General features: G+C 39.9%; 21 protein-coding genes. 9 read left to right on the forward strand and 12 right to left on the reverse strand.

The features are described 5' to 3' along the window. Positions 1-461: 461 nt before the first annotated feature. Positions 462-3134 (forward strand): DEAD/DEAH box helicase family protein, encoded by a 2673-nt coding sequence (locus M2419_RS24990; protein ID WP_259255817.1) that lies wholly within the window; start codon positions 462-464, stop codon positions 3132-3134. 56 nt (positions 3135-3190) lie between these two features. Continuing rightward, a complete protein-coding gene (locus M2419_RS24995) occupies positions 3191-3976 on the forward strand; it encodes a tetratricopeptide repeat protein (RefSeq protein ID WP_259255818.1) in 786 nt (261 codons plus the stop codon). A gap of 46 nt (positions 3977-4022) precedes the next feature. Here M2419_RS24995 and M2419_RS25000 read toward each other — a convergent pair whose 3' ends face one another. Both M2419_RS25000 and M2419_RS25005 read right to left on the reverse strand, forming a co-directional pair. Further along, on the reverse strand, positions 4023-4595 hold the full coding sequence (locus M2419_RS25000; RefSeq protein WP_182981207.1) for a glutathione peroxidase: 573 nt from the start codon (positions 4593-4595) through the stop codon (positions 4023-4025). Between the two features lie 341 nt (positions 4596-4936). Beyond that, positions 4937-6226 carry a glycoside hydrolase family 71/99-like protein gene (locus M2419_RS25005; protein WP_259255819.1) on the reverse strand — a complete coding sequence of 430 codons (1290 nt, stop codon included), beginning with the start codon at positions 6224-6226 and terminating at the stop codon, positions 4937-4939. Between the two features lie 488 nt (positions 6227-6714). Here M2419_RS25005 and M2419_RS25010 point away from each other — a divergent pair, with 488 nt between their 5' ends. The 5 genes from M2419_RS25010 to M2419_RS25030 all read left to right on the forward strand — a co-directional run bounded on the left by M2419_RS25010 (position 6715) and on the right by M2419_RS25030 (position 13114). Further along, on the forward strand, positions 6715-7536 hold the full coding sequence (locus M2419_RS25010; RefSeq protein WP_075992112.1) for a hypothetical protein: 822 nt from the start codon (positions 6715-6717) through the stop codon (positions 7534-7536). Positions 7537-7560: 24 nt separating this feature from the next. Beyond that, on the forward strand, positions 7561-9303 hold the full coding sequence (locus M2419_RS25015) for an ABC transporter ATP-binding protein (RefSeq protein WP_259255820.1): 1743 nt from the start codon (positions 7561-7563) through the stop codon (positions 9301-9303). After that, on the forward strand, positions 9303-11108 hold the full coding sequence (locus M2419_RS25020; RefSeq protein WP_259255821.1) for an ABC transporter ATP-binding protein: 1806 nt from the start codon (positions 9303-9305) through the stop codon (positions 11106-11108). The genes M2419_RS25015 and M2419_RS25020 overlap by 1 nt, the downstream gene beginning before the upstream one ends. A 176-nt stretch (positions 11109-11284) precedes the next feature. Beyond that, positions 11285-12181 carry an SDR family oxidoreductase gene (locus M2419_RS25025; protein ID WP_259255822.1) on the forward strand — a complete coding sequence of 299 codons (897 nt, stop codon included), beginning with the start codon at positions 11285-11287 and terminating at the stop codon, positions 12179-12181. Between the two features lie 9 nt (positions 12182-12190). Next, positions 12191-13114 (forward strand): AraC family transcriptional regulator, encoded by a 924-nt coding sequence (locus tag M2419_RS25030; RefSeq protein ID WP_182332589.1) that lies wholly within the window; start codon positions 12191-12193, stop codon positions 13112-13114. Between the two features lie 154 nt (positions 13115-13268). On the opposite strand, the gene M2419_RS25035 is transcribed toward M2419_RS25030, so the two are convergent. The 4 genes from M2419_RS25035 to M2419_RS25050 all read right to left on the reverse strand — a co-directional run bounded on the left by M2419_RS25035 (position 13269) and on the right by M2419_RS25050 (position 17475). After that, complete coding sequence (locus M2419_RS25035) at positions 13269-13655, reverse strand: YtxH domain-containing protein (protein ID WP_202883785.1); 387 nt, start codon at positions 13653-13655, stop codon at positions 13269-13271. Positions 13656-13820: 165 nt separating this feature from the next. Further along, positions 13821-14336, reverse strand: a complete 516-nt coding sequence (locus M2419_RS25040) for a hypothetical protein (RefSeq protein ID WP_182332590.1) — start codon at positions 14334-14336, stop codon at positions 13821-13823. A gap of 260 nt (positions 14337-14596) precedes the next feature. Further along, the gene (locus M2419_RS25045; RefSeq protein ID WP_228280277.1) at positions 14597-15409 is read right to left on the reverse strand and encodes an AraC family transcriptional regulator; all 813 of its coding nucleotides are present in this window, start codon (positions 15407-15409) and stop codon (positions 14597-14599) included. Positions 15410-15594: 185 nt separating this feature from the next. Further along, positions 15595-17475 (reverse strand): MGH1-like glycoside hydrolase domain-containing protein, encoded by a 1881-nt coding sequence (locus tag M2419_RS25050; protein WP_182332594.1) that lies wholly within the window; start codon positions 17473-17475, stop codon positions 15595-15597. 953 nt (positions 17476-18428) lie between these two features. Between M2419_RS25050 and M2419_RS25055 the strand changes: the two genes are divergently transcribed. Beyond that, on the forward strand, positions 18429-18629 hold the full coding sequence (locus M2419_RS25055; protein ID WP_159728522.1) for a hypothetical protein: 201 nt from the start codon (positions 18429-18431) through the stop codon (positions 18627-18629). 10 nt (positions 18630-18639) lie between these two features. Here the strand turns inward: M2419_RS25055 and M2419_RS25060 are convergent, their stop codons facing one another. Genes M2419_RS25060 through M2419_RS25070 form a run of 3 tightly spaced genes read right to left on the reverse strand, consistent with a single transcriptional unit; the run spans position 18640 to position 19846 of the window. Next, positions 18640-19089 carry a hypothetical protein gene (locus M2419_RS25060; protein ID WP_202883786.1) on the reverse strand — a complete coding sequence of 150 codons (450 nt, stop codon included), beginning with the start codon at positions 19087-19089 and terminating at the stop codon, positions 18640-18642. After that, a complete protein-coding gene (locus tag M2419_RS25065) occupies positions 19067-19411 on the reverse strand; it encodes a GIY-YIG nuclease family protein (RefSeq protein WP_153845472.1) in 345 nt (114 codons plus the stop codon). The genes M2419_RS25060 and M2419_RS25065 overlap by 23 nt, the downstream gene beginning before the upstream one ends. A gap of 18 nt (positions 19412-19429) precedes the next feature. Beyond that, positions 19430-19846 carry a MarR family winged helix-turn-helix transcriptional regulator gene (locus M2419_RS25070; RefSeq protein ID WP_153845471.1) on the reverse strand — a complete coding sequence of 139 codons (417 nt, stop codon included), beginning with the start codon at positions 19844-19846 and terminating at the stop codon, positions 19430-19432. Positions 19847-20155: 309 nt separating this feature from the next. Here M2419_RS25070 and M2419_RS25075 point away from each other — a divergent pair, with 309 nt between their 5' ends. After that, entirely contained in the window at positions 20156-20878 is a 723-nt protein-coding gene (locus M2419_RS25075) for a DUF3667 domain-containing protein (protein WP_153845470.1), read from the forward strand. A gap of 90 nt (positions 20879-20968) precedes the next feature. Here the strand turns inward: M2419_RS25075 and M2419_RS25080 are convergent, their stop codons facing one another. The 3 genes from M2419_RS25080 to M2419_RS25090 form a co-directional block, all read right to left on the reverse strand. Further along, complete coding sequence (locus M2419_RS25080; protein WP_153845469.1) at positions 20969-22435, reverse strand: sigma 54-interacting transcriptional regulator; 1467 nt, start codon at positions 22433-22435, stop codon at positions 20969-20971. A 6-nt stretch (positions 22436-22441) separates the two neighbouring features. Further along, positions 22442-23563 carry a VWA domain-containing protein gene (locus M2419_RS25085; protein WP_182332602.1) on the reverse strand — a complete coding sequence of 374 codons (1122 nt, stop codon included), beginning with the start codon at positions 23561-23563 and terminating at the stop codon, positions 22442-22444. Between the two features lie 273 nt (positions 23564-23836). Then, the gene (locus M2419_RS25090; protein ID WP_259255823.1) at positions 23837-25924 is read right to left on the reverse strand and encodes a DNRLRE domain-containing protein; all 2088 of its coding nucleotides are present in this window, start codon (positions 25922-25924) and stop codon (positions 23837-23839) included. Positions 25925-26096: the final 172 nt, after the last annotated feature.

A 26096-nucleotide genomic window follows, 5' to 3' on the forward strand; every position in this document is an offset into this window, starting at 1 on the left:
TTATTTTCCGGGAGTGATGTACGAATATAAATTCTGTCTCCGCGAATAATAATTGTTCCGCTGTCCAATAAGCCTAACGGAGGATGAAACGATGCCAAATCCCGCTCGTCCAGAATTAATCAAAAATTAACCAACTGCTAAAATTAATCGCTTGAAACTAGCCCGTTTTTGAAGGATGTACGGATCAAGCACGGATATAACACTGATCAGGCACAAGGGACTAGTGCTTTTAAAATGCATTAAACGTACTTAGGAGGCACCTCCATGTTGGATAAAACGGCTATTTTTCCTCTTCGGAAAGCTTACACGGAATTTAACTTAAATAAAATTTATTCAATATATAACTTATATTCGAGGTCAATAGAAGGAATTATACGAGTTTTCTACTGCAAATCGTATTTGCAACCAAAATTGGTATATTGCGCTACAATATAGTGTAAATTTTAAATTATCCGGATCTATTGACTGAATACCCTAAAGCAATTAAATTCAAATATTCATGGCGCAAGTACCAACAACGGGTACTTGAAGAATTACAAGAGCATCTTAAAGATGGTCATTTACATGTGGTGGCACCTCCCGGTTCAGGTAAGACGGTTTTGGGGCTTGAAGTCGCTATACGCATCAATAAACCAACCCTAATTCTCGCACCGACGCGTGCAATCCGTAACCAATGGATACAACGGTTCTGTGAACTTTTTCTTCAAACGGACACCATGCCGGACTGGATCTCCAGGGATATCCGGAATCCAAAATTTTTCACCGTAGTAACCTATCAGGGACTGCATGCTGCCTGCAATGATCAGGATGCGCCGGAGCTCGGGTCAAACCTTGAGCTTATCCTAAAGGGATTGAAATCGCAAAAAATTGGCACGATTGTCGTCGACGAAGCACACCATCTTAAAAATGAATGGTGGCATACATTAACCCATATAAAGAAAAAGCTGAAGCCGACGGTTGTTGGTCTAACAGCAACTCCACCTTACGATGTCACTCCAACAGAATGGCAGCGCTACATGGATCTAAATGGTCCCATAGATGCAGAAATTTCCGTCCCCAAACTTGTCATTGAGAGTGATCTATGTCCGCATCAGGATTATATCTATTTCACCAATCCTAGCCAGAAGGAAAGACAGTTTATTGCCGATTATAGGGATAGCATGCTTAAACTGTTTAAGGAAGTAAGCAGCGACAAAATCGTACTTCAGGCGGTCCAAAATCATCCTATATGGTTAAACCCGATGGATGATCTCGACTGGGTCTATAATAACCTGAAATATTACTCAGCATTCTTAATTTTTCTCCATGCCAACCAAATTCCAATTCCCGAGCTCCATATGGAGATCATCGGTGGCAAAGATTTTAAAATACCTCGCCTGGATTATGAATGGCTCGAAATTCTACTTGAATTTTATCTGTACCAGGAAAAGGTACATTTCAATGCGTTTGAAGAACACCGCAACATGCTAGAAAATAGATTACAAAGGCATGGTGCCACGGAAAGAAAACGGGTGAACTTTTCCCAAAATAGCCGTGTCCGACAATATTTGACATCCAGTATCAGTAAAATGGACGCTATTACAGCGATTGTGGATTTTGAATATGAAAAATTGGGTAAAAACCTACGGTTGGTAGTCCTTTCGGATTTTATCCGAAAAGAATTCTATGTAAGCACCGACCATAATACGCTTGAATTGAACAAAATAGGTGTTATACCTATTTTCGAAAAATTGAGACGGGAAAATAAGAATAATAAGAAAATCGCTGTGCTTACAGGATCCTTGATCATTATTCCGGCTAGCACTTACGCTGTATTTCAAACCACTGCTGCTAAGTATGATATTTATGACAACGCTGCGAGCCCTGTTCCTTTTGATACAAATTACCTTTTAATAAACCAAACAGAGGGACTTAAACACGATATCGTTCACATCGTCACACAGCTATTCCAGACTGGAGAAATTGAAGTCCTACTGGGGACCAAGTCATTGTTAGGTGAAGGCTGGGACGCTCCGGCAATCAATGCCCTGATTTTAGCGAGCTTTGTCGGCTCATTTGTACTTTCCAATCAGATGCGGGGTCGGGCTATCAGAGCACAACAGGGCAATAAGGACAAAACGGCAAATATCTGGCATTTGGTATGTGCAGACTCCACTTCCGCAACGGGCGGTGATGACCTTAAATTATTAAAGCGACGGTTCAAAAGTTTTGTCGGCGTCTCGCTGCGACAAGAACCTGAAATTGAAAATGGTATAGGCCGTTTTGATCTACCCGAAAACATAAACAACGTTGGGGAAATTTCACGGAAAAATGCGGAAATGTTGCTATTTGCTGCCAACCGAGAGAACCTCAGACAGCGGTGGAATGATGCACTTAGCAAAGGAGTGAATCTCGTCGAGGAGATCAAGATACCTTTTGCTGAAGAACAAGATTATCAACGTGTAAAATCGTTGTATCTCAACAAAACAATTAGAAACGTACTCGCGACAGTGGGCGCTGCCTGGCTTAGTTTTGGACTTGACAATGTACAGGGATTTTTTAGAGCATTAAAAAATATGCAAAGCCTAAAAGATTTTTATATTTACATGGCCAGTTTGGGTGCAGTCGGAATGCTGCTTTTCGGTAGAAATACAGTCAGGTCACTCAGACTATATTTGAAATACCGAGATATTTCCAAAGATCTCAACCAAGTGAGTTATGCACTCTTAAATGGCTTGCTAAAAGCTCATATCATACGGACTGATCGAAACGAAGTACGCGTAGAAACGCAAGTTGATCGCTCGGGTTCCGTTTACTGCCATTTAGAAGGGGGCACAACATACGACAAATCAATATTCATCAATGCATTACAGGAGATTATAGCACCGATCAATAATCCGCGTTATGTGATTGTCAGGAAAAACAAATTTGCTTTTTTTGTCAAGCAGGAAGATTATCATGCTGTTCCGGAACTGCTGGCACGCAAAAAAGAGTTCGCCGAATATTTTAGCAATCAGTGGGAAGCACACGTAGGGAATTGTGATTTAATCTTTACCCGAACAATTACTGGCAGAAAATTGATCTTAAAAGCACGGGCGAAATCATTAGCGGCACAACTGGATGAAAACGTACTGCAGGTAAGTAAGTGGCGGTAATCCGAAAACGTTATGTCAGGTAAAATAAAAGATTTTCCACTATAAAAAATTAAAAAATGAAAATAGTTTCCTCACTCTTATTGTTACTGGTATTTTCATCAGGATGCAGTCAAACCAAGCAAGAAGCCATCATAGAAAAATACCTCAAAAACGGTGCTTATCGCTATCATTATACCCTACAGGGGTGGGAGGATAATATTAATAAAGCCCTTCAAAAGGATTCGACCATTGCCATATTATGGCAAAACAAGGCTCTTCCCTACTGGAAAATGAAAAAATATGATTTAGCATTACGATGCTATAATAAAGCGGTCCTTTATGACCGCGAAAGCTACCTCGGAAGGAGGGGATATTTAAAATGTATTTTTCAAAAAGACTATACAAGCGCAATTGCCGATATGGAAATGGCTGAAAAAGAATTTGGTTACGGTTATCAAAATGATCACTCCTATCAGTTCTATATTTCATTATGCTATTTACAACAGAACAATTTTGAAAAAGCAGCACAAATCTTGACAAAAGACTTCGAAAAAACAATAAAAGATCGCGGAGAGAACTGGATTCATTTTTTGGATTTATTTTATATGGGAATTATTCAATATGAATTAAGGGAGTACGATAAGGCAATTTTATATTTTGACAAGTCTTTGCGTGAATATGTAAATTTTTCAGATGCAAAATATTATAAAGGACTTTGCTTACTACAGAAAAAAGATGCTGTCAATGCCGAAAAACTCATGCGAGAGGCTAAAGTCAATGCTGAACAGGGATTTACAATAACAGAGGACGACTCATTTTATGAGTCCTTTCCGTATAAAGTAAATTGGCATATGGCAAAATGAACCATACCGAATTACGTAGAAAACTAGGATTCTCCTCAGATTGATATTACTCGAGCAACGCCACAATTGCAGGATCCTCGGGATCTGTTTTTGGAGGAAAATGCTTCATAAGCCTGCCATTTTCATCGATTAGATATTTCTGAAAATTCCACAAGACAGCAGAACTTTCTACGCCGTTCAAGCTTTTGTTGGTCAACCACTGATAAATAGGCGCCTGCCGTTTTCCTTTAACATCAATCTTTGCTGCCATCGGAAAAGTTACGCCGTAATTCCGTTGACAAAAAGCAGCTATTTCGGCATCCTTACCAGGTTCTTGGTCTAAAAAATCATTTGAAGGAAAACCTATAATAACCAACTTATCACTGAATCTTTTATATAAGCGTTCAAGTCCCTCGTACTGAGGTGTAAACCCACATTTAGAAGCGGTGTTTACGACGAGTATCTTTTTACCCTTAAATTGCGTGAAATCGATGGACGAGCCGTCCAGCCCCTTAACTTTAAATCCATATAGCGTAGCTGATTTCAAAGCCATATCTACTTTAACGTTACCATTGGTGAATAAATAATAGGCCACACCTGCGGCGACTACCGCCACAATGAATAAAATTATAAAGAGCATTTTTTTTATTTTTTTTTGAAACATGACAATCGATATAAGCACGAAACCATCCCAGAATCGTCTTTACTTAGGTCGATGAACACCCTTGGACTTGCGACCAAGGACGATACATAAGAACCTTGCCGATCAACGTTGTACAAGGCAAAACGTATTCTGCAAAGTCTTGTAAACGATGAGTTCAGCGTTTACAATGGATTAAAGTTACTAAAGAAAGTCTGAATTGGAAATGAAAAATGCTTTTCTGATCGGATAATAAAACAAGATAAAAAACCGAATCTTCATGACAAAGATTCGGCTACACTATTAAACTATATAAACCAATTGTGTACGTTAAAGTTGACTTATTGAGGGGATGTTGGTCTATTTGGGCTTAGCCCTATCTGTCCCTTTAGCATCTTTCCACCATCCATTGTAATCCGGAGATAATAATCTGAAGAACAAACAGTCCCATCTTCATCCATAGATTTAATCCCCAGCCCAACAGGAACATCCTGTTGAGTTGCAGCTGTCTTCGCTATCTGATTGGATTCGTTGTACTCATCAAACATGGACACATAAATACTCTTGACACCAAGCGCGGTCAAATTATAGAATTGTCGCCACATAAAATCACCATGTTTTCGTTGCCCCTCCTGCAGTGACCCCGGCAATACACAGGGCTGATAGTCTATGTTATTTAAATTGCAAAACTGTAGATCAGCATTTTGGATATGCTGCGCATAATGATCCACGTCTGCAATGGTTCCGATGCGGCCTACCATCCAAGGTGACAACATATCAAATGATTTGTAGACATCGATATAGCCTTGTCTCGAATCTCCTCCTGTTTGTGCCAACCTCCAGTGTGTTGGCGTACCGCCCATGACATAGCAGCCTTGATCGCGAAACCACTGAATAACCTCCAGACAAACGGCTGCTGACCAGGGATGGTTGTTGTCATTAAAACCGAATCCCCAAATACAGACCACAGGCTTGCCGTTCTGTTTGGCATAGGCAGTAGACTGGGTATATTGTTTCATCAGATTTAGCCAATCATTTTTTATCTCAGCCTGCATATTAACCCAAGCCGACACATCATACATGATATAGAATTTGATACCATGTTGCTCGGCGGCAGTTTTAACTTTAGCCGTAATCGCATTACGAATGGGACCTTCTATCCCTGTCGGATTAAATCGCTGCAATGCCGCCGTGTGGATACCGTAATCCTTCATCCATTTAAATTGGACATTGACTGTCTGATCGTCAAATGAAGAAAACAGAGATGCAGGCGAACCATTGCCCAATGCCGGTAAATTGGTATTGTATTTTTTTTGGTATTCGCTGTTGTCAGGCCAAGAAGGAATATGGAAATTACCTTGGGTCGGGGTCTGTTGCCAAGCCTCAGTCCAGTGCCACCAATGTGTTCCCATGGGTGAATTGTCACCCGCACAGGAAAACCAGCCCTGGTATCCCACGGTAATCTGCCCAACGACATCGCCTGTCACGGAAAGCCCATTGTTGCCATTCGCTTTTTTGGCCTCCTCTTTCGGGATAGATTCTTCAATCTTCTTTTCGCTCTTTGAACAGGACATCATCAAAGCGATCAACAAGAAGATTATACATACTTTTTTTTGCTGTTTAATACTCATAATTAAGTGATTTTTTTATAAATGGTTGAAGACTGGTTTATACATATTGGTTTATTTCAATGCTGGTCCCCATACTGCCTCGCTGTTCCGGAAGGCTAAAGTTTTACTGAGGTTATTCTTGAAATCAAAGTTATTATGTACCATTAATAAACTATTAACAAGAAATTAATAGCTTCCATAAATCTGTATAAAATGAAAAATTATTTATAAATACGTTTAATGTGCGTACAGTAATTTTGCTGTATATTGAAAATAAATGCTGCACCAGTTTATTTATAAAGAAGTAATTGAGCTGAGCGATCCGATGAGGTTTTCTTTCGAAAAAAGAAAACAATACGATCTAAATTCTGTATATTAAATAAACTCAATGGTCGATTTTTTTTCTTGACTACAACTATTTCTTCTTTAGCGGAAGACCAAAGTTCCCTTGGGTAATCGTTATTTAATTCGAATAAATTAAACTAATATAAATCTCAATCCGATTTTCTATGAAAATTACGTTAACATTAACCCTTATCATGTTTGTACAAGTCCTATTTGGACAGAAGTCTTTAACGCCTCAATGGCAATCGGACACCACCCTAAGATCTCCAGAGTCCGTTTGGGTAGATGCCAAGAACAAAGTACTCTATGTTTCAAATACGATCGCCTTCGAACCTAATACTACAGCATTCATCAGTAAACTGGATATGGACGGAAAATTTATCAAAAGAGATTGGGTTACAGGACTCAATGCTGTTTTGGGTATAGGAATCCACAAAAACCGGCTCTACGCGGCTGAAGCATTCTCTAAATCCATTGCCGTCATCGATATAGATAAAGCAAGCATCGTCAAAAGAATTACCATCGATGGTGCTGAGCTGCTCAATGACATTACTGTTGACTCAAAGGGTATCGTTTATGTAAGTGACACGCGACTTGGAAAAATCTATCGCATTGAAAACGACTCTCCTATGCTGTATGCAGAAAACCTAAAAGGTGCAAATGGGTTGCTGGCTGTCGGCAAAGACTTGTATGTGCTATCGGATGGCGCGCTTGTTAAGATAGATCAGGATAAAAAAACTACCGTAATATCGAAAGGTATGGAAGGCGGATTGGACGGTGTCGTACAAATTAAACCCAACGAATTTGTGGTTTCTGGCTGGCAAGGGCTGATCTATCATGTCAAACCTGACGGCTCCAATGCTATATTACTTGACACACGCGACAAAAAGATAAACGCTGCCGATATAGGCTACGACAAATCTTCAGGTATGCTGTATGTGCCTACCGTTAGGAGTAACAGCGTTCAGGCTTACAAACTGGACTAGATGATTTAATGGATATACAGGCAGATGAAGCTTTCCACGTTTACCCCTTATACCAAGTCATTTAGAAAGGCTTTTTTGATTATTCCTTTTTTCGTTGTGATCGATGTATTTTGCGAGATTGTACAACCCCGTCTGATGTCTATCATTGTCGACGACGGAATCTTGCATAAAGATATCAACTACATTTTGAAAATTGGATTGGCCATGATCGGATTAGCCATCGTTGCTATCGTTGCCAATTTATGCAACATCTATTACTCTGCACACGCGTCGGTGGGTTTTGCGACGAATCTCCGGACGGCCTTGTTTCGAAAAATACAATCCTTTGCTTTTGCGGATACCGATTATTTCAGCTCGGCCTCGCTTACAACACGGCTCACCAACGACACCAATATGATGCAGCAAGTCATGATGATGTGCTTGCGTATGCTTCTAAGAGCACCCCTTATGATGGTTTTTGCCATTATCTTTGCAGTTTCTATTAATAAGGATCTGTCCATCGTGATGGCCATTGCATTGCCTATATTGGCCTTAAGTATTTTTATTTTATTACGCAAAGCACTCCCCTTTTTTATCAAGATGCAGCAGGCGGTTGACCGTGTCAATAGTGTTGTGCAGGAAAATCTGCTCAATGTGCGGGTGGTAAAAGCTTTTGTACGACAGGATTTTGAGAAAAAGAAATTCGACAAAGTGAATTTCGATCTGATGGATGTTGCCACCAAAGCTTCGAGCATCGTTGTCCTTATCATGCCTGTCATGCAATTGGTGATGGGTTTGTCGCTTGTTGCCGTGACTTGGTTTGGCGGACAGAAAGTAATGACCGGAACGCTTGCGCTGGGTGGATTGATGTCATTTCTAAGTTATATCACGCAAATCCTTATTTCTTTGATGCTGCTTTCATTGACTTTCATGATGATTTCAAGGGCAATCGCTTCTGGCGATAGAATTGAAGAAGTTTTAGAGAAACAACCCTCCTTAACGGATACTGCGGAAGGCCTCCAAAATAGATACGCCATCACAACGGGACGAATCGCATTTAAGCAAGTCACTTTCCGTTACAACATACAAAGTGAAAAACCCAACCTTGACAATATTAGCTTCGAAGTAAAGCCTGCGACTACCCTAGCAATCATAGGTGGCACAGGTTCGGGAAAGAGCACTTTGGTACAATTAATTCCACGACTATATGATGTGTCTGAAGGTGCCGTTTTAGTAGATGGCATCGATGTCAGAAATTACCAACTACAGGAACTGCGCAGCCAGATTGCGATTGTGTTGCAGCAGAACCAACTTTTTTCAGGAACGATTTTAGAAAATCTCAAATGGGGAAATGAGCAGGCAACAGAAGAGGATATTTATGCCGCTGCTAGGATTGCCTGTGCAGACGATTTTATACGCTCCTTTCCCAGCGGCTATCAGACACTACTGGGACAAGGAGGCGTCAATGTTTCAGGAGGACAAAAACAACGCATATGTATTGCCAGGGCTTTATTGAAGAAACCTAAAATCTTGATTATGGACGACAGTACAAGTGCTGTGGACATCGATACCGATCGAAAAATACGTGAAGGTTTAAAAAATTATCTGCAGAACACCACACTATTGATTATCGCGCAGCGTATTTCGAGCGTCATGCATGCCGACCAAATATTGGTCATGGAAGAAGGCCGCATTGTCGGTTCTGGATCACACGATGTACTTCTGCAAACAAATACCAGCTATCAGGAAATTTATCAGTCACAACACCTGCAAAAAGAAGAAGCCTAATGAGTACCTCAAACAAATCCATTCCCGTGAGTTTACCTGGCCCCGGTAGTTCAAGACGCATTAAAAATGAAAAGCCTCAACAGGGATTTAAAGCTTTATGGCGATTGATGCGCTACCTTTCTTCGCAACGGCTGATGCTCCTGCTGATTTTAATTTCACTTTTGCTGGGAACTGCGGGGACACTGGCAGGCAACTACCTTTTAAGGCCTGCGATCAACAATTATGTCCTCAAAAAAGATATTGTTGGTCTAGGCCCAATTGCCCTGGTCATGATCGGAATTTATATCGCTACAGGAATTTTCAACATGTTGCAATACCGACTGACCATAAAAGTGGCTCAGAAAACGATTTCTAACCTCCGAAATGATCTGTTCGACCGCATGCAGTACCTCCCTTTGCAATTTTACGATACCCATCAGCATGGTGATCTGATGAGTCGCTTCACCAATGACATGGATACAGTAAGCGATGCCCTGAATAATAGTATCACACAGCTTTTAATCAGCTCAATTACTTTGTTGGGGACACTCGCCCTCATGCTGTATATCAGCCCTATCCTATCGATTATTGCATTGATCATGATTCCGCTGATGTTATATCTGGCGAAACTGATCATCAACAAGAGCAAGAGTTTTTTTGTCGCCAACCAAGCTGCGCTCGGCAATGCCAATGGCTATGTGGAGGAAATGATCAGCGGACAAAAGGTAGTTAAGGTTTTTGGCCACGAAAACGCCGCCATCGAACAATTTGAGCAGCTTAATCAGGTACTGCGGGAAAAAGCAACAAAGGCCCAGTTTTATTCTGGAATGATGATGCCTTTGATGGCGAATATGAGCACCATTAACTACGCGCTGACTACCATCGCAGGTGGTATTCTAGTGATCACACGTGGATTTGATTTAGGGGGGTTAACTGCATTTTTACAGTATGCACGGCAATTTGGACGGCCTGTAAACGAGATTTCCAGCCAATATAACAGCTTACAGGCAGCTCTTGCGGGCGCAGAACGTATTTTTGCCGTTATTGACACGGCTCCTGAAAGTGAAACGATAGATTCATTGCCAATGCCGGACCCGATTCAGGGCCAAGTGACACTATCGCATGTAAATTTTGGCTATGTACCCGAAAAACAGGTTTTATTTGATATTGACATCGACGTAAAACCAGGACAAAAGATCGCTTTCGTGGGTGAGACTGGCGCCGGCAAGTCGACAATTATCAATTTGCTACCTCGCTTTTACCCTTTGCTATCCGGGGATATTCTTTTAGACAAGACATCGATTTTTAAGTTGGATCGCAATGAACTGCGTAAAAAACTGTCTATTGTATTTCAGGACACACATTTGTTTACCGATACGGTCATGGAAAACATCCGTTATGGCAGGCTCACCGCAACGGATGATGAAGTGATAGCGGCAGCAAAGCTTGCTGCCGCAGATAGCTTTATCATGCAACTGCCACAAGGGTATAAAACCGAATTGACCAATGACGGGGCCAATCTGAGTCAGGGACAGCGGCAGTTAATTAACATCGCCCGGGCAACTGTGGCCAATACGCCAGTCTTAATATTGGATGAGGCGACCAGCTCAATCGATACACGCACTGAAATTGCTATTCAGGAAGGTATTGACCGGTTAATGCAAGACAAAACAAGCTTCGTCATTGCCCATAGACTCTCGACCATAAGGAATGCCGACGTAATCTGTCTGATCGAAAAAGGGAGAATCGCCGAGTTCGGTTCGCATGCAGAACTCTTAAAGCAAAAAGGTAAATATTATCGTTTGTATATGGGACAGTTTGACTGATCATTTCGAGGCTTTAATACGATACTCCTTTCATGAAAGAAGCCTTGTTTTGAAAAATACTGCAGCTTACGAAATACAAGTTCATCGATTTTCTGAAAGATGGCTACAACATTCTGACATTTGGATACATCTGCGGGCAACTTTACACAGAACTTTGTCTCAAGAAAAAAAAGATTATGAAAGTATTTATAACTGGAGCTTCGGGCTTCATAGGTTCAGCAGTCGTTCAAGAAATGATCGATGCGGGACATCAAGTAACTGGTTTAGCACGCTCAGAAAAATCAGCAGAGATAATCGCCAATTTGCGTGCTAAGGTAATCCGTGGCGATCTTCAACACTTGGATATATTAAAACAAGCCGCTTCAAGCGCCGACGCCGTCATCCATACGGGGTTTTCCCACGATCTGATGTTTGCAAATGAATATGCAAAAGCTGCCGAAATTGATATCAATGCGATCAATGCCATGGGCGAAGTGCTACTCGGTACACAAAAACCGCTTGTCGTTACAGCTGGAACCTTGGGTCTACCACTTATCAACGGGTTCGTCACAGAGGAAAGTACACTCCTAAATTCACCGAGAGGTTCAGAACCTTCGGCAATGGCCCTGGCAGCAAAAGGTGTCCATGCTTCAGTGGTTCGCTTACCACCCTCTGTTCACGGCAGCAGTGATCTTGGCTTTATGGCAGGCTTCACATCAAGTCTGATCCAATTTGCACGCGATCATGGTGTTTCGACCTATCCCTTAAATGGGGACAATCGTTGGCCAGCAGTTCATCGTTTAGACGCTGCAAAAGTTTTCTGCAAGGCGGCCGAGAAAGCCGAAATTGGGGCATTGTACAACGCTATTGGCGAAACTGGCATTAAAATCAGTGCAATTGCTGAACTGATCGGCACGAAATTACATTTGCCTGTTACTTCATTACGGGGTGAAGATATTGTCAAACATTTCCAATGGCTGAGCCATTTCATCACCTTCGATAGCCCGGCGACAAGTTTTGAGACACAGCAGCAATTAGATTGGTCGCCTACGCATATCGGTTTATTGGAAGATGTTCATCAGAATTATTTATAAATTTGTTATATGCCACAAAGTCGAACACAGCGTATAAAAACGATCAGTGAATTTCATCAATTAAGAGGTTTACCACAGCCTGAGCATCCATTGCTCAGTGTTGTGGACTATTCAAAGATGAAACGTTCTCCTTTGGATGATGCTTCTGCCTTATTGTTTGATTTTTATGTCATTTCCAATAAAAGAGGCATCACAGGCAAAATGCGCTATGGGCAGCAGCTCTTTGATTTTGACAACGGTGTACTCGGCTTTATGTCGCCCAATCAATTGCTGAAACTGGAAGAAAATGACGCTGTTGCCAACGTAAACCGAAGCGGGTGGATGTTGCTTATTCATCCGGACTTTTTATGGAATACCACATTGGCGAAAACCATTAAAGAGCATGAATTCTTCGATTATTCGGCAAATGAAGCTTTATTTCTTTCAGAAAGTGAAGAGAAAACACTAAACGATATTATTGGAAATATCAAACGGGAATATCGAGCAAATATGGACAAATTCAGCAAGAACATTATTGTATCAAACCTCGAAACATTACTGAATTATTCGGAGCGTTTTTACAACCGACAATTCCTGACGCGAGAGAAAGCCAATCATCAGGTTTTAAATCGCCTGGAAGAACTGCTGAATGCTTATTTTTCTACAGATGGTTTGATCTCAAAGGGTCTTCCATCCGTTCAATACATTGCAGATAGCTTAAATATTTCCTCTAAGTATCTCAGCAGTTTGCTTAAAGTACTAACGGGACAAAGCACCCAACAGCATATTCACGAAAAACTGATTGAAAAAGCAAAGGAGAAATTGTCAACAACGGCACTTTCTGTTAGTCAAATCGCTTATGAATTAGGCTTTGAACATTCACAGTCATTCAGCAAATTGTTTAAAACAAAAACCAAACTTTCGCCCCTGGAATTTCGAACCGGATTTCACTAAGACACTGAAAGCTAACGAAAACCATAGAATGACCATTGGATATGGGAGAAATGATCCACCTGGGCATGGACATTATAATTTAAGAGGTGAAGATCAAAAAAGAAACAGCAGACCGCACAATGTCTATTGCCAGTTCTGCTGTTTGAATCAAAAATTATTTTTCTTTTTGATCTTTAACTGCATCCTTAATCGCTTTTGTCTCTTCGGCAGTCTTAGCACTTATTTGATCTTTATACTTATCAAATTCATCAGAGACCTTATCAACCACATGGCCTGCTGTCTCGCTAATTGAGGATGACACATGATCATACTCTTCTTTCACTTTATCGGCTACTTCTTCGTATTTATGTTTTGCCTGCTCTTTGAGATCCCTTGTTTTTTCCTTGATTTTCTTTCGCGTTTTTCTTCCACTATTTGGTGCCACCAATACACCTACCAATGTACCAAGTGCCGCTCCCGCCACCATTGCCAGAAGTAATCCGGTTGAATTATTTTTTCCGCCACACATCTTTAATTTCTTTAAACAATCGTAATTAAGCATATATTTCAAAATGATTATGTTGTTAAACTCTTACAAATTCTAACAATAAAAGCAAAAGATTAGTTTGTCATATTTTAAATAATGTACAACAAACTAGATTACAGCATCACATGAATCGAAAGGCGCTAAAGATGAGCGTTCGGGAACGGCTTGGATAAAATAGATCTACTGGACACGACTTTTTAGTTCTGATCCCAATCCAGTGTTGATTTTCTTTTGTTTGAAGTATTGAAAAACGGCTGCAATAATAAAAAGCACAACAAGGACAAGAAAGGTCTGTCCAATAATTGGATCATTTATATCCTTTGCCAAGGGGTGTCCGATTGGAACTCTGGTAAAGGTCTCATTAACGGTGGGCACCAGCGACAAGAAAAAACTGAATGACCATAGAAAATTCTCAAAATACCGAGCCTTCGTACTACTTTTCTTTGTTGCGTGCAGCCAATAAGCCACCGCTACAAGAACCAAGATAAAGAGTGAAAAAATATGTCCGGCATTGAAGCCGCCCTGTTTCGAAATTCCTAATGCTGTAAGAGAAGTGATGACTGTCGCATAAAAATATAACTTCCCCGATAATACTTTAAGATTGATCTTGCCATAGCTGATAAATCCTAATACAGCACCTAAAAGTGCTGTAAGACCAATAACTGTGTGGAAAACTCCTAAACCTGATAAATTCATTTTTTCTATTTTTAACGTTGATAATTTTCAAAAAAATGTTCCTGTAATGTAAGGTCGTTGTCACGCTTTCACTGCACAATCCATGGAATAACAACCCTTTAATAGAACACTACAAAGTTGCAATAGAATAAGAAAAATGGTTTTTTGATTTCGTTCAAAGATTTGATATTTTAGTTCAAATAACAGGACTACAATCTTATTGGAGAAAACTTGGTCCCCTCGATAAAAATGGAATACCATATACAAATGACCATTGGTTTTTAGTTGCTTTTAAGCTGTCGACGATAATTTGTTGGCGATATTTGGTATTTGTCACTAAAACTCTTTGTAAATGTTGCGAGGTCGTTAAATCCACAGTTAAAGGCAATTTCGGAAACACGCTGATTGGAAACCGAAAGGAGCTCTGCCGCCTTTTCGAGCTTCTTATTTTTGATGTAGCTGGCAGGTGTATCATGATATAATTTGGCAAACTCTCTTTTAAATGAAGAAACACTCAGATTATTCTGTTCCGCAAGCTGCTCAATGGTCAATTGGGAAAAGAGATTGGCTTCGATGATCTGTTTAAACGAATAGGTACTTGAAGAAAAAAGCTGTGATAATATCACCCGTATGACCGACGCGTTTCTCGTTTGGGACAGGAGCAATATAATTTCTTTTAATTTGAGCACCAGTATATCTTCATTGATCAATGAAGGATTTTCAAAATAGAACAGCAAGCCTTCCACATATTTCTGGATCAGGAAATCATTGTCAATTTTTTCTTTTGATTGGTTTGAAATGATATTTTCGGGTTCAAGCAGCAACGAGGGTAACTCTCTATCGTAAACTTTCTTCAAGGTATCTGGATAAAAAGTGACGATTAACAGCTGACAATCTTGCGTTGGATTCACATCGTGGATTCGCTTTCCAGAATTAATACAATTCAGCAATAAGGAATAATGCTTCACAATAGTTAGCTCTTCGTCATTTGCTTGGTATTGCATCTCCCCTTCCAGCACATAGAGGAAGCAAGCCTGTTCCGCTACTGGAAATTCAAATGTAAATGGTGCCTTCAAAGCAATTTTTTGCATCATCGGTCTTCCAAATAGCTCATATTTTTTGTAATCATTTACCATTGTGCCGCTCAATTTCGCAAATTTAACGATTGAGTTCCGTATAATTAAATGACGGTTGTGCAATAGAGTCTTATTTTCTAAATTTCCGTTAAAATAGATTCATCCAATCGATGTATTTTAAATTGGTTAAAAACCTGTTGCTATTAGTCTAAATTTACGTCTATTTTGACACCAAGATTCTTGCAGCTTGCCTTTAAAACATGATCTACCCAAATGCATAACATAGGCTGTTTTCCTGGTTTGTTTTGATCCCAGTCTTCTTTCCAGACAATGTCGATCGTTTTCCCATGATAGTCTAAGTTTCCGAGGTAAAAATAATCCATTTTGCCAGCAGGTATCAGCGGCTGAAGCTGAAAGCTGTTGTGATGGGTCGCCTTAAAGCCAATGAGATCTGCTATGATCATGTCAGGATAGGTTGAATGAAAATAATCATTCTGTCCACCAAATTGCTCGCCATCACTTGGTATATACCATTCACCGATATTTGGGTGGGTATAACCGTGAAGTCGGGTAAGCTTCATAATTTGTTCGTACAGGGTCTCTTTGTCCTGCGCAGTGATTTGATTTTTATAATTCCTTAAATAGTTGCTGTATGCCTTATAGACGACCGAGTTTTGAAAAGGCCATCCTCTACCATTCCAAGCATAAGCCTGCTCATTGTAATAGGGATGTTGTCTTTCGGCCGTGGTCATTCCTTTGTGGTTATTGAAACCTTTTTCGGAAGTAAACATCGCCCAGGCTACCTCATACTTTTTATTATCCTCAGGCGGTATCATATTGAAATACCAGGGGGTATAACCAACGGATTCCCGCACCCGAGCTTCGTAATCCCGAACACCATAGGCGTTGTCACCAGCTGTTAAGGTATTAAAAAATCCATCATCTGAATTCCAAAGCGTCTGGAGAAATTTTCGGCGTATTTCCTGACTTCTGACCTTATAGTAATCTGCTTTCGCCTTATTCGTAATCGAAGGATGTTGTTGCTGTTCCAGTCTATAGAGATTGTACAATGCGTTGTTATTTCCAAAGGAATAACTTCCAACGGATGGGCGCACCAAATAAAAATCAGGGTAACCTTTGGTAAAGGCTAATGGAAAGTCCTTCGCCGCAGTCGTATTTGCCACCTTGTCTGTCGTCCCCCAACCTAAATAAAGATCTCTCCATGTACTATCGGTATAAATAGCATAGGGCCCTTTACTTTCAATTAAGCCAAGTACCGCCGAAAGGCTGAACTCCATACCATCGTACAGATCCAGAATTTTGTACATGCCGTCTGTCTTCGCATTGGTATTTTTCACAGTGAATAGGCTATCCAAAAGGTGCTGGTGGGTCTCCATTGCGGGAAGCATCTTTTGCGTCCAGGCCTGATCGGGATGAATTTTTAAAAATGATTCAATACCATCGACCATCCAGCTGGAAAAATGAACATTTTCGGGCCGGCTCAAATGGGTCAAAAAATTATCGTTTTCCCGTTGATTTAATTTGGAAGCTGATCCAAGCATAAAATATTCGGCATAAGATTGAAGGTATTTTGGATCACGAAGCCAACGTACATCGTAAAACTGATGCGCTGTTGGGCAGGTAATCGCTCCACTCAAGGATCCCCAGGCGGGATACCCGAAAAATTCTGTTATAACCCAATATTTCTTTGAATCATGTGGATCGTAATAATCCCGAAGATGCTTGCTGATCATCCACCAACGATAATTATACACGCGACTTAGGGTATCGTTGGAACTCTCAAAATACGGAATGTTATTGACCAAGAATTCTTTGTTGTTGGATTCGTCAAAAGCACCGTCCGATTTTGGCCGGTGCTCGTAAGCATTGAACTCCTTTATATTGTCTGTTAGGTTATTTTTTGCCACTTCCTTTAAACGATCAAGTTCATGGCGATATATCGACTCCTGCTTACCCGAAAATCCTCGATTACTCGAACAGGAAAAAAGAACACCTAGAACCAAAAAGGCTGTGCTACTTAAAACAATAGATTTTAGAAAAACGGAGCGATGTTGTCTTTTCATGTGGTTATATGGAATAGAACGAGTTCATAATTGATTTGCTATAACTTAAAAAATTAGCATTAATGTCCATCCAAAGGAATCAACAGGAGATTGATCGGCTTTCATCGCCGTAATTTTCTACAGGGCAATTCTTGATGAAGTTAAACACAGGATCTAATCCAAGGCTATAACAAATAAACACCTAATCAACAGAATTTTTATGACAATTCAGCATGGTGGAACAAATCGGCGTAAAATTGATACAATGTATCATATTGTACCAATTTGAGCTCATACTTTATCTTTCAAACTAGGTAGCAATATGCTTTATTGCGAACTGAAGTTCATTGTTTTTGGTCATACTCAGATCTATTAATTTGACAATGTTAAGATTTTTCCTGGATAAATTTTTCGATACTCCGGGCTTGAGCCTAAAATATTATGAAAGAGGATGGTATTTTTTTTCTGCAAAAAACCAAATATTCCCATTTTCACATAAAAAAGTATCTTTTTCATATTCTTTCTACTGCTATTCTAAGTTACATTTGTCTCATAAGTAAACTTGACTCAAGAGAAGTAATTGTTGAAATGAATGGAGATGCCTATCTCATCATTTTAAATTTCTGAATTGATTCGATAATACTGTAAAAAGAATCCTACAATACTACACTGAAAAACATTTTGTGGAACGATGCTGTCGTTCCACATTTTTAATCTATTAAACTGGTCTTCACCTAAGCTTCTACCGCTACCGCTTTAGCTTTATAAAATAGACAACATGCATTTTGACACCTGTAATCGCTTTGGCTTCATGGTCCTGTCAATGATAGCATCTACTTCCGAGCGACACCTCGCGGAATAAATAATCTTTTTTACGTGTTTTAACAAAAAAAAATCCTTGTGGATAAACATGCAAATAGACAATTTAATTATATTTATAGGTGTGTAACCTATTCTAATAACCAAAATAAATTATGAAAAAAATATATTTTTTGTTTACCATTCTCATCGGATTGCTGAGTTGTAACTCAACGGTAGAGTCCAGTATCCCGGATGATGCCAAGAAGGTTGATATCTTCGCTAAAGCATTTATTGAAAAAATTATTAATGGCCAAATTGATAGTGCAATCGCTAATCTAGATCCATCTGTAGCGACTAGCGATGCTTTTTTATGATAAGTATCGTTTAAAACGGGACATTTTCCAAGGGTAAAAGTCTTGAATCCGAGATAGCTGCAATCCGATGCCCTATAATCTTCATATAAGCTGGATTTTGTTCAAATGAAAAAAAATCGGACACACTTTTCTGTTTAATCAGCATACAGATATCCCACTGTTCCTGATCGGGCCCTATCAGAAACCGGTCACCATGCCCAACAAAAAGTAGCTCACCGCCGCTTTCTTCCACAAAAGGTTTGGCTAGCTCTATATAATTCATGAAAGCATCGTATCCAGAAATTTCTTTGATTGGCGCGATCTCCGTAAAATTAGTATAGTCCGCGATTTTCCTCAACTGAATTAAATTGAGATTTACAATAGGACCTTGGATATTTTTCAATGCCAGATTCCTTCCGGCTTCATAACCGGGATACAAATACGTCTTTCTTGTCATATCAATAGATACTTGTTGTTTCACTCACTTTACTTTTCAACTCAGTTGCGGCGTGAAGTACGACTTTTTTATAATCAATGATTTTGTCGTTTTCAAATGGAATAATAACTGCATTTTCAAACAGGAAATTTCCCTCACCCAATCGGTTCCAATCCGCCTGCAAGTTTTTGTTGTCAAATTGCCCCATGTTTAACATAAATCTGATTCTGTTAGAAAGAGCCGTTAAATTCATGCTATCAGCGATATGTATTTTATTTTCGGCCCTATTGTAAATTGTTAAAACTCCCATCAATGGTTTACTTTCCAAGAATTCGGCTTTCAATTGTTTTTTATCTATTTTGTTCATGTGTTTTTTAAATTAAAATTATAAATCTCCGCCCAATGATTTCAATTGCCCAGCAAAAATAAGGAGATCTGTTACGGCCATTCCGTCCAATAGCTTATTGGCGATATGCTCAGCCGTAACAGTCGCTTCTTTAAAAATTCGATCACCAGCCGCGGTAAGCTTCACATAGCTGACCCGGGCATCTCTATCATTGTGCTCTTTTACAACAAGCCCCATCTTTTCCATAGGTGAAATAATCCGTGTAATTCCTGATGCTGTTAAACCGGTACTTTCAGCCAGATCAATTCGCCGTAGCCGGTTCCCGGAAGCCTGGCTTAAAATATGTAGGATCATAAAGTCTGTCAGACTTAGTCCATGCAAGCTCAACCCATCAAACTTTTTGGTGATGACAGATTGAACTTTTATAATGTTCAGAATTGTATTAATTGCGGTCATATTATATTTGCAAAATACTTGACTACTCAAGTATTTTGCAAATATAATAGTTTTACTTAAATGGTTGAACAAAATAAACAAAAGATTCTGCGAACGGGGTGATTACACTAAAGCTCATTAATTCTATTTTCTTCGCGGGAGAAGGAGGTTTGTATAAAACTACACTTAGGTGTAGCATTGATTGACATAATCTATAATATTTTTGGACAAATTCTAATCGATAAGGAGCAAAAGCCAACGATCTACATAACATGATAAGGATAGAATCCTCGAATATTAACAATATATTACCTATAGCATAGTGTAAACATGACAAATTGCAAAAACTGTGGGACTGATATAACACTGAATTTCTGTCCGAAATGTGGGCAGCCAGCGGTCCTTAAAAGAATTGATGCGCATTATATCGTCCACGAAATTGAACATGTCCTTCATTTCGAGCGCGGAATCTTATATACGATTCGTGAACTTATTACCACGCCGGGAAAAAATGTAAAAAAATATATTGCCGAGAACCGAAGCCGCCTGGTAAAACCCATTATTTTTATCATCATCACCTCACTGATATACTCTATAGTAAGCCATTTTTTTCATGTAAACGACAAATATGTGAGTTATTACGAATCCCAGCATTCTACCACGGGTTCGATATACCTCTGGATCCAGGACCACTATGGTTACGCCAATATCATGATAGGATTGTTTATCGCTTTCTGGGCTAAATTATTTTTTAAAAAATACGGTTTTAATCTTTTTGAAATTGTCATCCTGCTGTGTTTTATTTTAGGAATGACGATGTTGATCTATACTATTTTTGCTTTAGTAGAAGGTGTAACACATACAAGCGTTATGGTGCAAGCTAGCATCGTCGCTATGTTATATAGCGTCTGGGCTATTGGACAATTTTTCGATCCCTACAAAATACCCAGTTATTTAAAAGCGCTCGCAGTTTATATTTTGGGGTATCTGTCATTCACTGTCGTCGTCGTTATTATTGGCCTATCGATAGACTTAATTTTAATGAAAAGATAGTTATCCACCCTTTTTCCTTGTGAGACCTAATTAAAAACCAGATGGGTAAGTTTACGCTGTACACTTACCCATCATGTTACTAGTTGCCTGTTACAGATTATTTCGCAGATATCCCTGAAAGTTATCTTGAAACTGAAGGCCAGTCCCCAACCTATATTTACTTAATTTATTATTGAGCGTAAGTCCCCATAATACAAATTCGGTCAGAAAATGGAGATCTTCGGGCTTCGTTTCCGGCTGGTATTGCTGAATTAAAGCATGTATAGGCTTCACTTGATCCAAAACCTGCTGATAGGTTGAATCGTTGAGTTCATCAGATAATTCGATCCCCTCTGATTCTGAAAACCAACGAACAATATCGTCGTAGGGATAACGTTCGTTTTCTCTTTCCAGTTTCTCAATTTTTGGAAATAAAATCGGAAAAAGGTTTTTAATCGCGTTTTCTATCAGCTGCAATGCGACGATACCCGCTCCTTCCTGTTCGCCTTCATAAACGAGCTCAACTTTACCGGTTATCGCAGGCACAATACCCATAAAATCACTCAGCCGTACTGTAGTTGCCTGCGCCCCACTTCTGAGCATGCGCAATTCAGCGGTGCTTAATAAGTTCTGAAATGCTGTAATGCTCATACGCGCACTTACGCCACTCTTTTCATCAACATATTCACTATTTCGTGCTTCAAAACTTATCTGCTCAATCAGTTCCCTAGCCAGCTCAGGAACGTATATCTGCTCCTTCTGGGCCGCTTCCAAGTTCGCCTCCTGCGCTGTAATTGCCTTTGCTATCTCAACCGATGCAGGGTAATGTGTGAGTATCTGCGATCCTATTCGATCTTTCAGTGGCGTCACAATACTTCCTCTATTGGTATAATCCTCCGGATTTGCAGTAAATATAAATTGTACATCTAACGGTAAGCGTAACTTAAAACCACGGATCTGAATATCTCCCTCCTGCAATATATTGAAGAGGGCTACCTGGATTCTAGCTTGAAGATCAGGCAGCTCATTAATGACAAATATAGAACGGTTTGCCCGAGGAATCATACCAAAGTGAATCACGCGATCGTCTGCATAGCTCAGTTTTAAATTTGCGGCTTTGATGGGATCTACATCACCAATCAAATCAGCGACCGTCACATCTGGCGTAGCCAGTTTCTCCGCAAAACGATCACCTCTACCAAGCCAACTTATCGGTGTATCATCGCCTTTCTCCTGCAGAAGTTCTAGCGCATAACGCGATATAGGGTTAAACGGATCATCATTAATCTCTGAACCTTGAACCACAGGCACATATTCATCCAATAAGTTGACCATGAGCCTAGCTAGACGTGTTTTCGCCTGACCGCGAAGGCCCAAGAAATTAATGTTGTGTTTGGAAAGAATTGCTCTTTCAAGTTCTGGAATAACGGTGTCTTCATATCCATGTACTCCATTAAATACGGTTTCACCCGCCTTTATTTTTGTAATCAGATTCTGACGCAATTCTTCTTTTATTGTTTTAGGTTTATAACCCGAAGTTTTTAATGCACCAAATGTTGTAATCTTCGTGTAATCCATATATTCTTATCGTATTCTTTTTTTTCGATTTTCTTCGTAATCCTCAAAAATCATTTCACCTAGATCCCCGAGTCCTGTGTAATAAGCCTTCCCTTGATTTGAAGCTGTAAACTCATCGACAAATTGCTGTAGATAAGGATCCGAAGCAATCATAAAGGTTGTAATTGGTATTCCCAGCTTTCGGGCTTGAGCAGCCATACTATAGCACTTGCTAGTGATAAAAGGATCCAAACCCATAGGATTTTTATAATAAGTACCGTCCGGCATATTTAAACAGCTCGGTTTTCCATCGGTTATCATAAATATTTGCTTATTCGCATGCCGTTTTCGCCTTAGCAAGTCCATCGCTAGCTTTAAGCCTGCGACCGTATTGGTATGAAATGGTCCAACTTGCAAATAAGGCAAGTCTTTTATTGCGATAGGCCATGCATCGTTTCCGAAAACAATGACGTCAAGTGAGTCTTTCGGATATCGGGTCAAAATAAGTTCTGATAAAGCCATCGCTACTTTTTTTGCAGGAGTGATCCGATCCTCGCCGTATAAAATCATACTGTGGCTGATATCGATCATCAACACTGTACTCATCTGCGACTTAAACTGTGTATCTTCTATGACGAGATCATTTTCTGATAAGGCAAACTCGCCTATCCCATGATTGATCTGCGCGTTTTTCAAGCTCTCTGTCAAAACTATTTTCTCCAAGCCATCTCCGTACTGATAGTTTCTGAAATCGCCCATATTTTCGTCACTCCGTCCCTGGTGATTGGTTTTATGATTGCCTGATTTCCCTTTCCTCATTTTCCCAAAAATCTGGTCCAAGGCATGCTGACGCAAGGCTTTCTCCAGCTTTGAGGTAATATCTACGCCGCCTTCACCACCAAACTCCACTTTTTCTCTGATATAACCTTTATCTTTCAGATCCGCAATGAAATCATCTATCGTATAGGCTGGAGTCGTCAGTTTGAACTCTTTATCCAATTGCCTAAGCCAGTCAATGGCTTCATCAAAATCACCAGAGGTATGGGTAATCAGTTCTTTGAAAATGTCAAATAATTTATCAAAAGGCGTTTGAAACGGCTCTTCATATTGTTTGAAGAGAAAACCTTTACTTCGTTTCGTGCTTTTCATGCATTCCTTTTATTAGTATGAGGAAGCTATCCAAATAGTGTATCGGATACTTCATAGTATGAATTTACGAAATAATAATTTTTGTGAGCACCGTATGTCCATTTAACTTTAAAAACTGGCTATAGTATGACGCACGAGCGACAACTTTCTATTAGGAATTAGTTTCAGATTTTTACGCTCTCCCAGTCAAAAGCCACAAAGAATTGGTATTCCTTGCGGCTTTTTAATCCAGTTATTCTAAATACAAGATAATTACCCTGAAATAAGTACCGGTTAATAAAGCAGTTCCAACGTTGGCTTATTGGCGGTTGCTTCCCTGCTACTAAAAGACATATCATTTGTAGAAGAAGCCGCAGCTGTATTTAAAAATAGAAAGGATACTTTACGATCAGTACCGGTAAGCAATCTGTTAATGGCCGAGGTGACGTCGATGGTCTGTAAACCTATCCCTGAAACAGAAATCTTACCGACAAGTACAGTATCCATTGGTGCATTGTTCCAATTAATGCTATTTTCCAACCAAGATGTCGTGGAGGTTGTATAAATATTAATAGTCCGTTGTGGTGCTGTATTCACTCCTGCAACATACATTTTTAATTTTGCCGAACTCACTTTAGGTTTAGTAATCATCGCAATATCAAATTTAGCGTATGCTTTACGTGCGTAAGATGTAGCGTCGGATTTGATGACAAGATCAGCTGTAGTTCCATAATTTGTACTCGCATAAGTACCGTTGCGGACATAGGCATCGGCAAGAGAACTTCCGGCATTGGCTACAACAGCATGCTGAAACGCTCCAACATCTGGATTACCCAATGGCAGCGCATTTCCAGCGAAATCCTCGCCTCCATTGTTACTTATAAATACACCAGCATTAAGGGCAGCCGAACCGGAACCGACATCATAACCTTTTGCAGCGTCAAGGCCGTTTCCACCAATTGGATTGACAAATACCGGATCTTCATAGAAATTGTTGTTCCGCACGGTAGTTCCCCAGTTCAATGACGTAAATGTACTTGACGGAAATAAACAATTATTGTTAAACTTCAGTCCGTTATCGGCCTGAGTAGACAGACTACTAATGGTCGAGGTCGTGTAAAAAATATTATTTGAAAATGTTGCATAAGGCTTTCCTGAACTCACGCCATTCATGACGTTAAACAGGCTGGCGGTTGGATTTTTGATATAGAATACATTATTATAAATCTCACGAGAATCGTATGTTGTTTTTTCGATCAAAAAGAGCTTCTTTAACCTTGTTGTACCGATATCGTTGACAGAAACGTTGTAGCGGACTTTAATATTCTTAGACTGGTTCATAAAAAGCATAAATCCGCCGTTATTATCATGCGAATAATTGTATTCGAAGATATCTCCATCGGTTACTGAATTGGTATCATAACCATCGGCATCGAACGCGACTCCATCGTTGGCCCCTCCGCCTGTCATACCGTAAACCTCATTATAAGCCACCAGCGTATTCAAGCTGCCAATTGTCCAAATACCCGCATAATTTTCAGAGCCTGTGTTCATACATGCCTTATAGACGGTATTGTGTGTAATTTTACTTCCTCCCGTCACGCCAGACATAACGATGCCGTCGCCGTAGATATATTCAATCAAATTATTATCGATAATAATATCTTTTGATCTTGCTGCCATAGCCCTATCGCCAGTGGTCCTTATCCCTTCAACGGAACAGTTGGCGACATGACAATTTTGTACCAAAGCCCCGTATATTTTACCGTCTAAGATAATCCCGCCAGAGCTTTTGTTATAATTGGTCTGTCCATCGATAGCACCATTGACGTCATGGACATAACAATTTCTAATGGAGACATTGCTGATTGCTGTTCCTGCAGAACTGCCTCCAATCACGCGGATCCCCGTGGCAGCACAACTTGTCCCGCTTGGGATTGTATTCGTCAGTTCGAGGTTATTTACTTCAAAATAAGATACTTTATTAAGGTATAGCGCATTTGATCCATTTCTCTTTCCACCGCCGTTGATAATCGGACGAACATCACCGCCATATTTATCTATGATAATGGGCGCTTCAGCCGTTCCCGAATTTTTCATATGCAAAGTGTCATTCCATACGCCACCGCTCTTGAATAAGATACGGTCGCCGGGGCCAAAAACCGAGGCATTAATTTTGGCCAATGTTCTCCATGCTGTAGTTGTGCTCATTCCTGTACTATCATCGTTTCCGCTGGGATCTATGTAGTAAGTATTGCCCACACTTGCCAGATTCGCCTTCGCTTTTGTTTTTAGCGATGTCGGAGAATCTATTTGAACAGACTTTTGGCAGCTCAGTAGCCCAATGACTCCAATAGAAATCACCATCATAAATTTTCTCATAATGTTGTTTTTAGTTTTATAATTTGTTATAATTTTTACAGACGTATTCTAATTCCGACGAATACGAATTTTATAATTTGATTAATAACATTAAATTATAAATAACTTATCAACCACAAGGGGTAAAATCACAAATAAAGAGGGGTAAAATTTTAAATTAGAACCTGAAATA

It is taken from the genome of Sphingobacterium sp. BIGb0116 (assembly GCF_024808035.1).
In the GTDB taxonomy this organism is placed as follows: Bacteria; Bacteroidota; Bacteroidia; order Sphingobacteriales; family Sphingobacteriaceae; genus Sphingobacterium; species Sphingobacterium paramultivorum.

Excerpts from the sequence above, each read along its gene's own strand:
- M2419_RS25030 (WP_182332589.1), top strand. The coding sequence starts at position 12,191 with ATGCCACAAAGTCGAACACAGCGTATAAAAACGATCAGTGAATTTCAT.
- M2419_RS25010 (WP_075992112.1), top strand. The coding sequence starts at position 6,715 with ATGAAAATTACGTTAACATTAACCCTTATCATGTTTGTACAAGTCCTA.
- M2419_RS25075 (WP_153845470.1), top strand. The coding sequence starts at position 20,156 with ATGACAAATTGCAAAAACTGTGGGACTGATATAACACTGAATTTCTGT.
- M2419_RS25020 (WP_259255821.1), top strand. The coding sequence starts at position 9,303 with ATGAGTACCTCAAACAAATCCATTCCCGTGAGTTTACCTGGCCCCGGT.
- M2419_RS25055 (WP_159728522.1), top strand. The coding sequence starts at position 18,429 with ATGAAAAAAATATATTTTTTGTTTACCATTCTCATCGGATTGCTGAGT.
- M2419_RS25085 (WP_182332602.1), bottom strand. The coding sequence starts at position 23,563 with ATGAAAAGCACGAAACGAAGTAAAGGTTTTCTCTTCAAACAATATGAA.
- M2419_RS25065 (WP_153845472.1), bottom strand. The coding sequence starts at position 19,411 with ATGAACAAAATAGATAAAAAACAATTGAAAGCCGAATTCTTGGAAAGT.
- M2419_RS25025 (WP_259255822.1), top strand. The coding sequence starts at position 11,285 with ATGAAAGTATTTATAACTGGAGCTTCGGGCTTCATAGGTTCAGCAGTC.
- M2419_RS25070 (WP_153845471.1), bottom strand. The coding sequence starts at position 19,846 with ATGACCGCAATTAATACAATTCTGAACATTATAAAAGTTCAATCTGTC.
- M2419_RS25000 (WP_182981207.1), bottom strand. The coding sequence starts at position 4,595 with ATGCTCTTTATAATTTTATTCATTGTGGCGGTAGTCGCCGCAGGTGTG.
- M2419_RS25045 (WP_228280277.1), bottom strand. The coding sequence starts at position 15,409 with ATGATGCAAAAAATTGCTTTGAAGGCACCATTTACATTTGAATTTCCA.
- M2419_RS25040 (WP_182332590.1), bottom strand. The coding sequence starts at position 14,336 with ATGAATTTATCAGGTTTAGGAGTTTTCCACACAGTTATTGGTCTTACA.
- M2419_RS25005 (WP_259255819.1), bottom strand. The coding sequence starts at position 6,226 with ATGAGTATTAAACAGCAAAAAAAAGTATGTATAATCTTCTTGTTGATC.
- M2419_RS25090 (WP_259255823.1), bottom strand. The coding sequence starts at position 25,924 with ATGAGAAAATTTATGATGGTGATTTCTATTGGAGTCATTGGGCTACTG.
- M2419_RS25035 (WP_202883785.1), bottom strand. The coding sequence starts at position 13,655 with ATGCTTAATTACGATTGTTTAAAGAAATTAAAGATGTGTGGCGGAAAA.
- M2419_RS24995 (WP_259255818.1), top strand. The coding sequence starts at position 3,191 with ATGAAAATAGTTTCCTCACTCTTATTGTTACTGGTATTTTCATCAGGA.
- M2419_RS25050 (WP_182332594.1), bottom strand. The coding sequence starts at position 17,475 with ATGAAAAGACAACATCGCTCCGTTTTTCTAAAATCTATTGTTTTAAGT.
- M2419_RS25080 (WP_153845469.1), bottom strand. The coding sequence starts at position 22,435 with ATGGATTACACGAAGATTACAACATTTGGTGCATTAAAAACTTCGGGT.
- M2419_RS25015 (WP_259255820.1), top strand. The coding sequence starts at position 7,561 with ATGAAGCTTTCCACGTTTACCCCTTATACCAAGTCATTTAGAAAGGCT.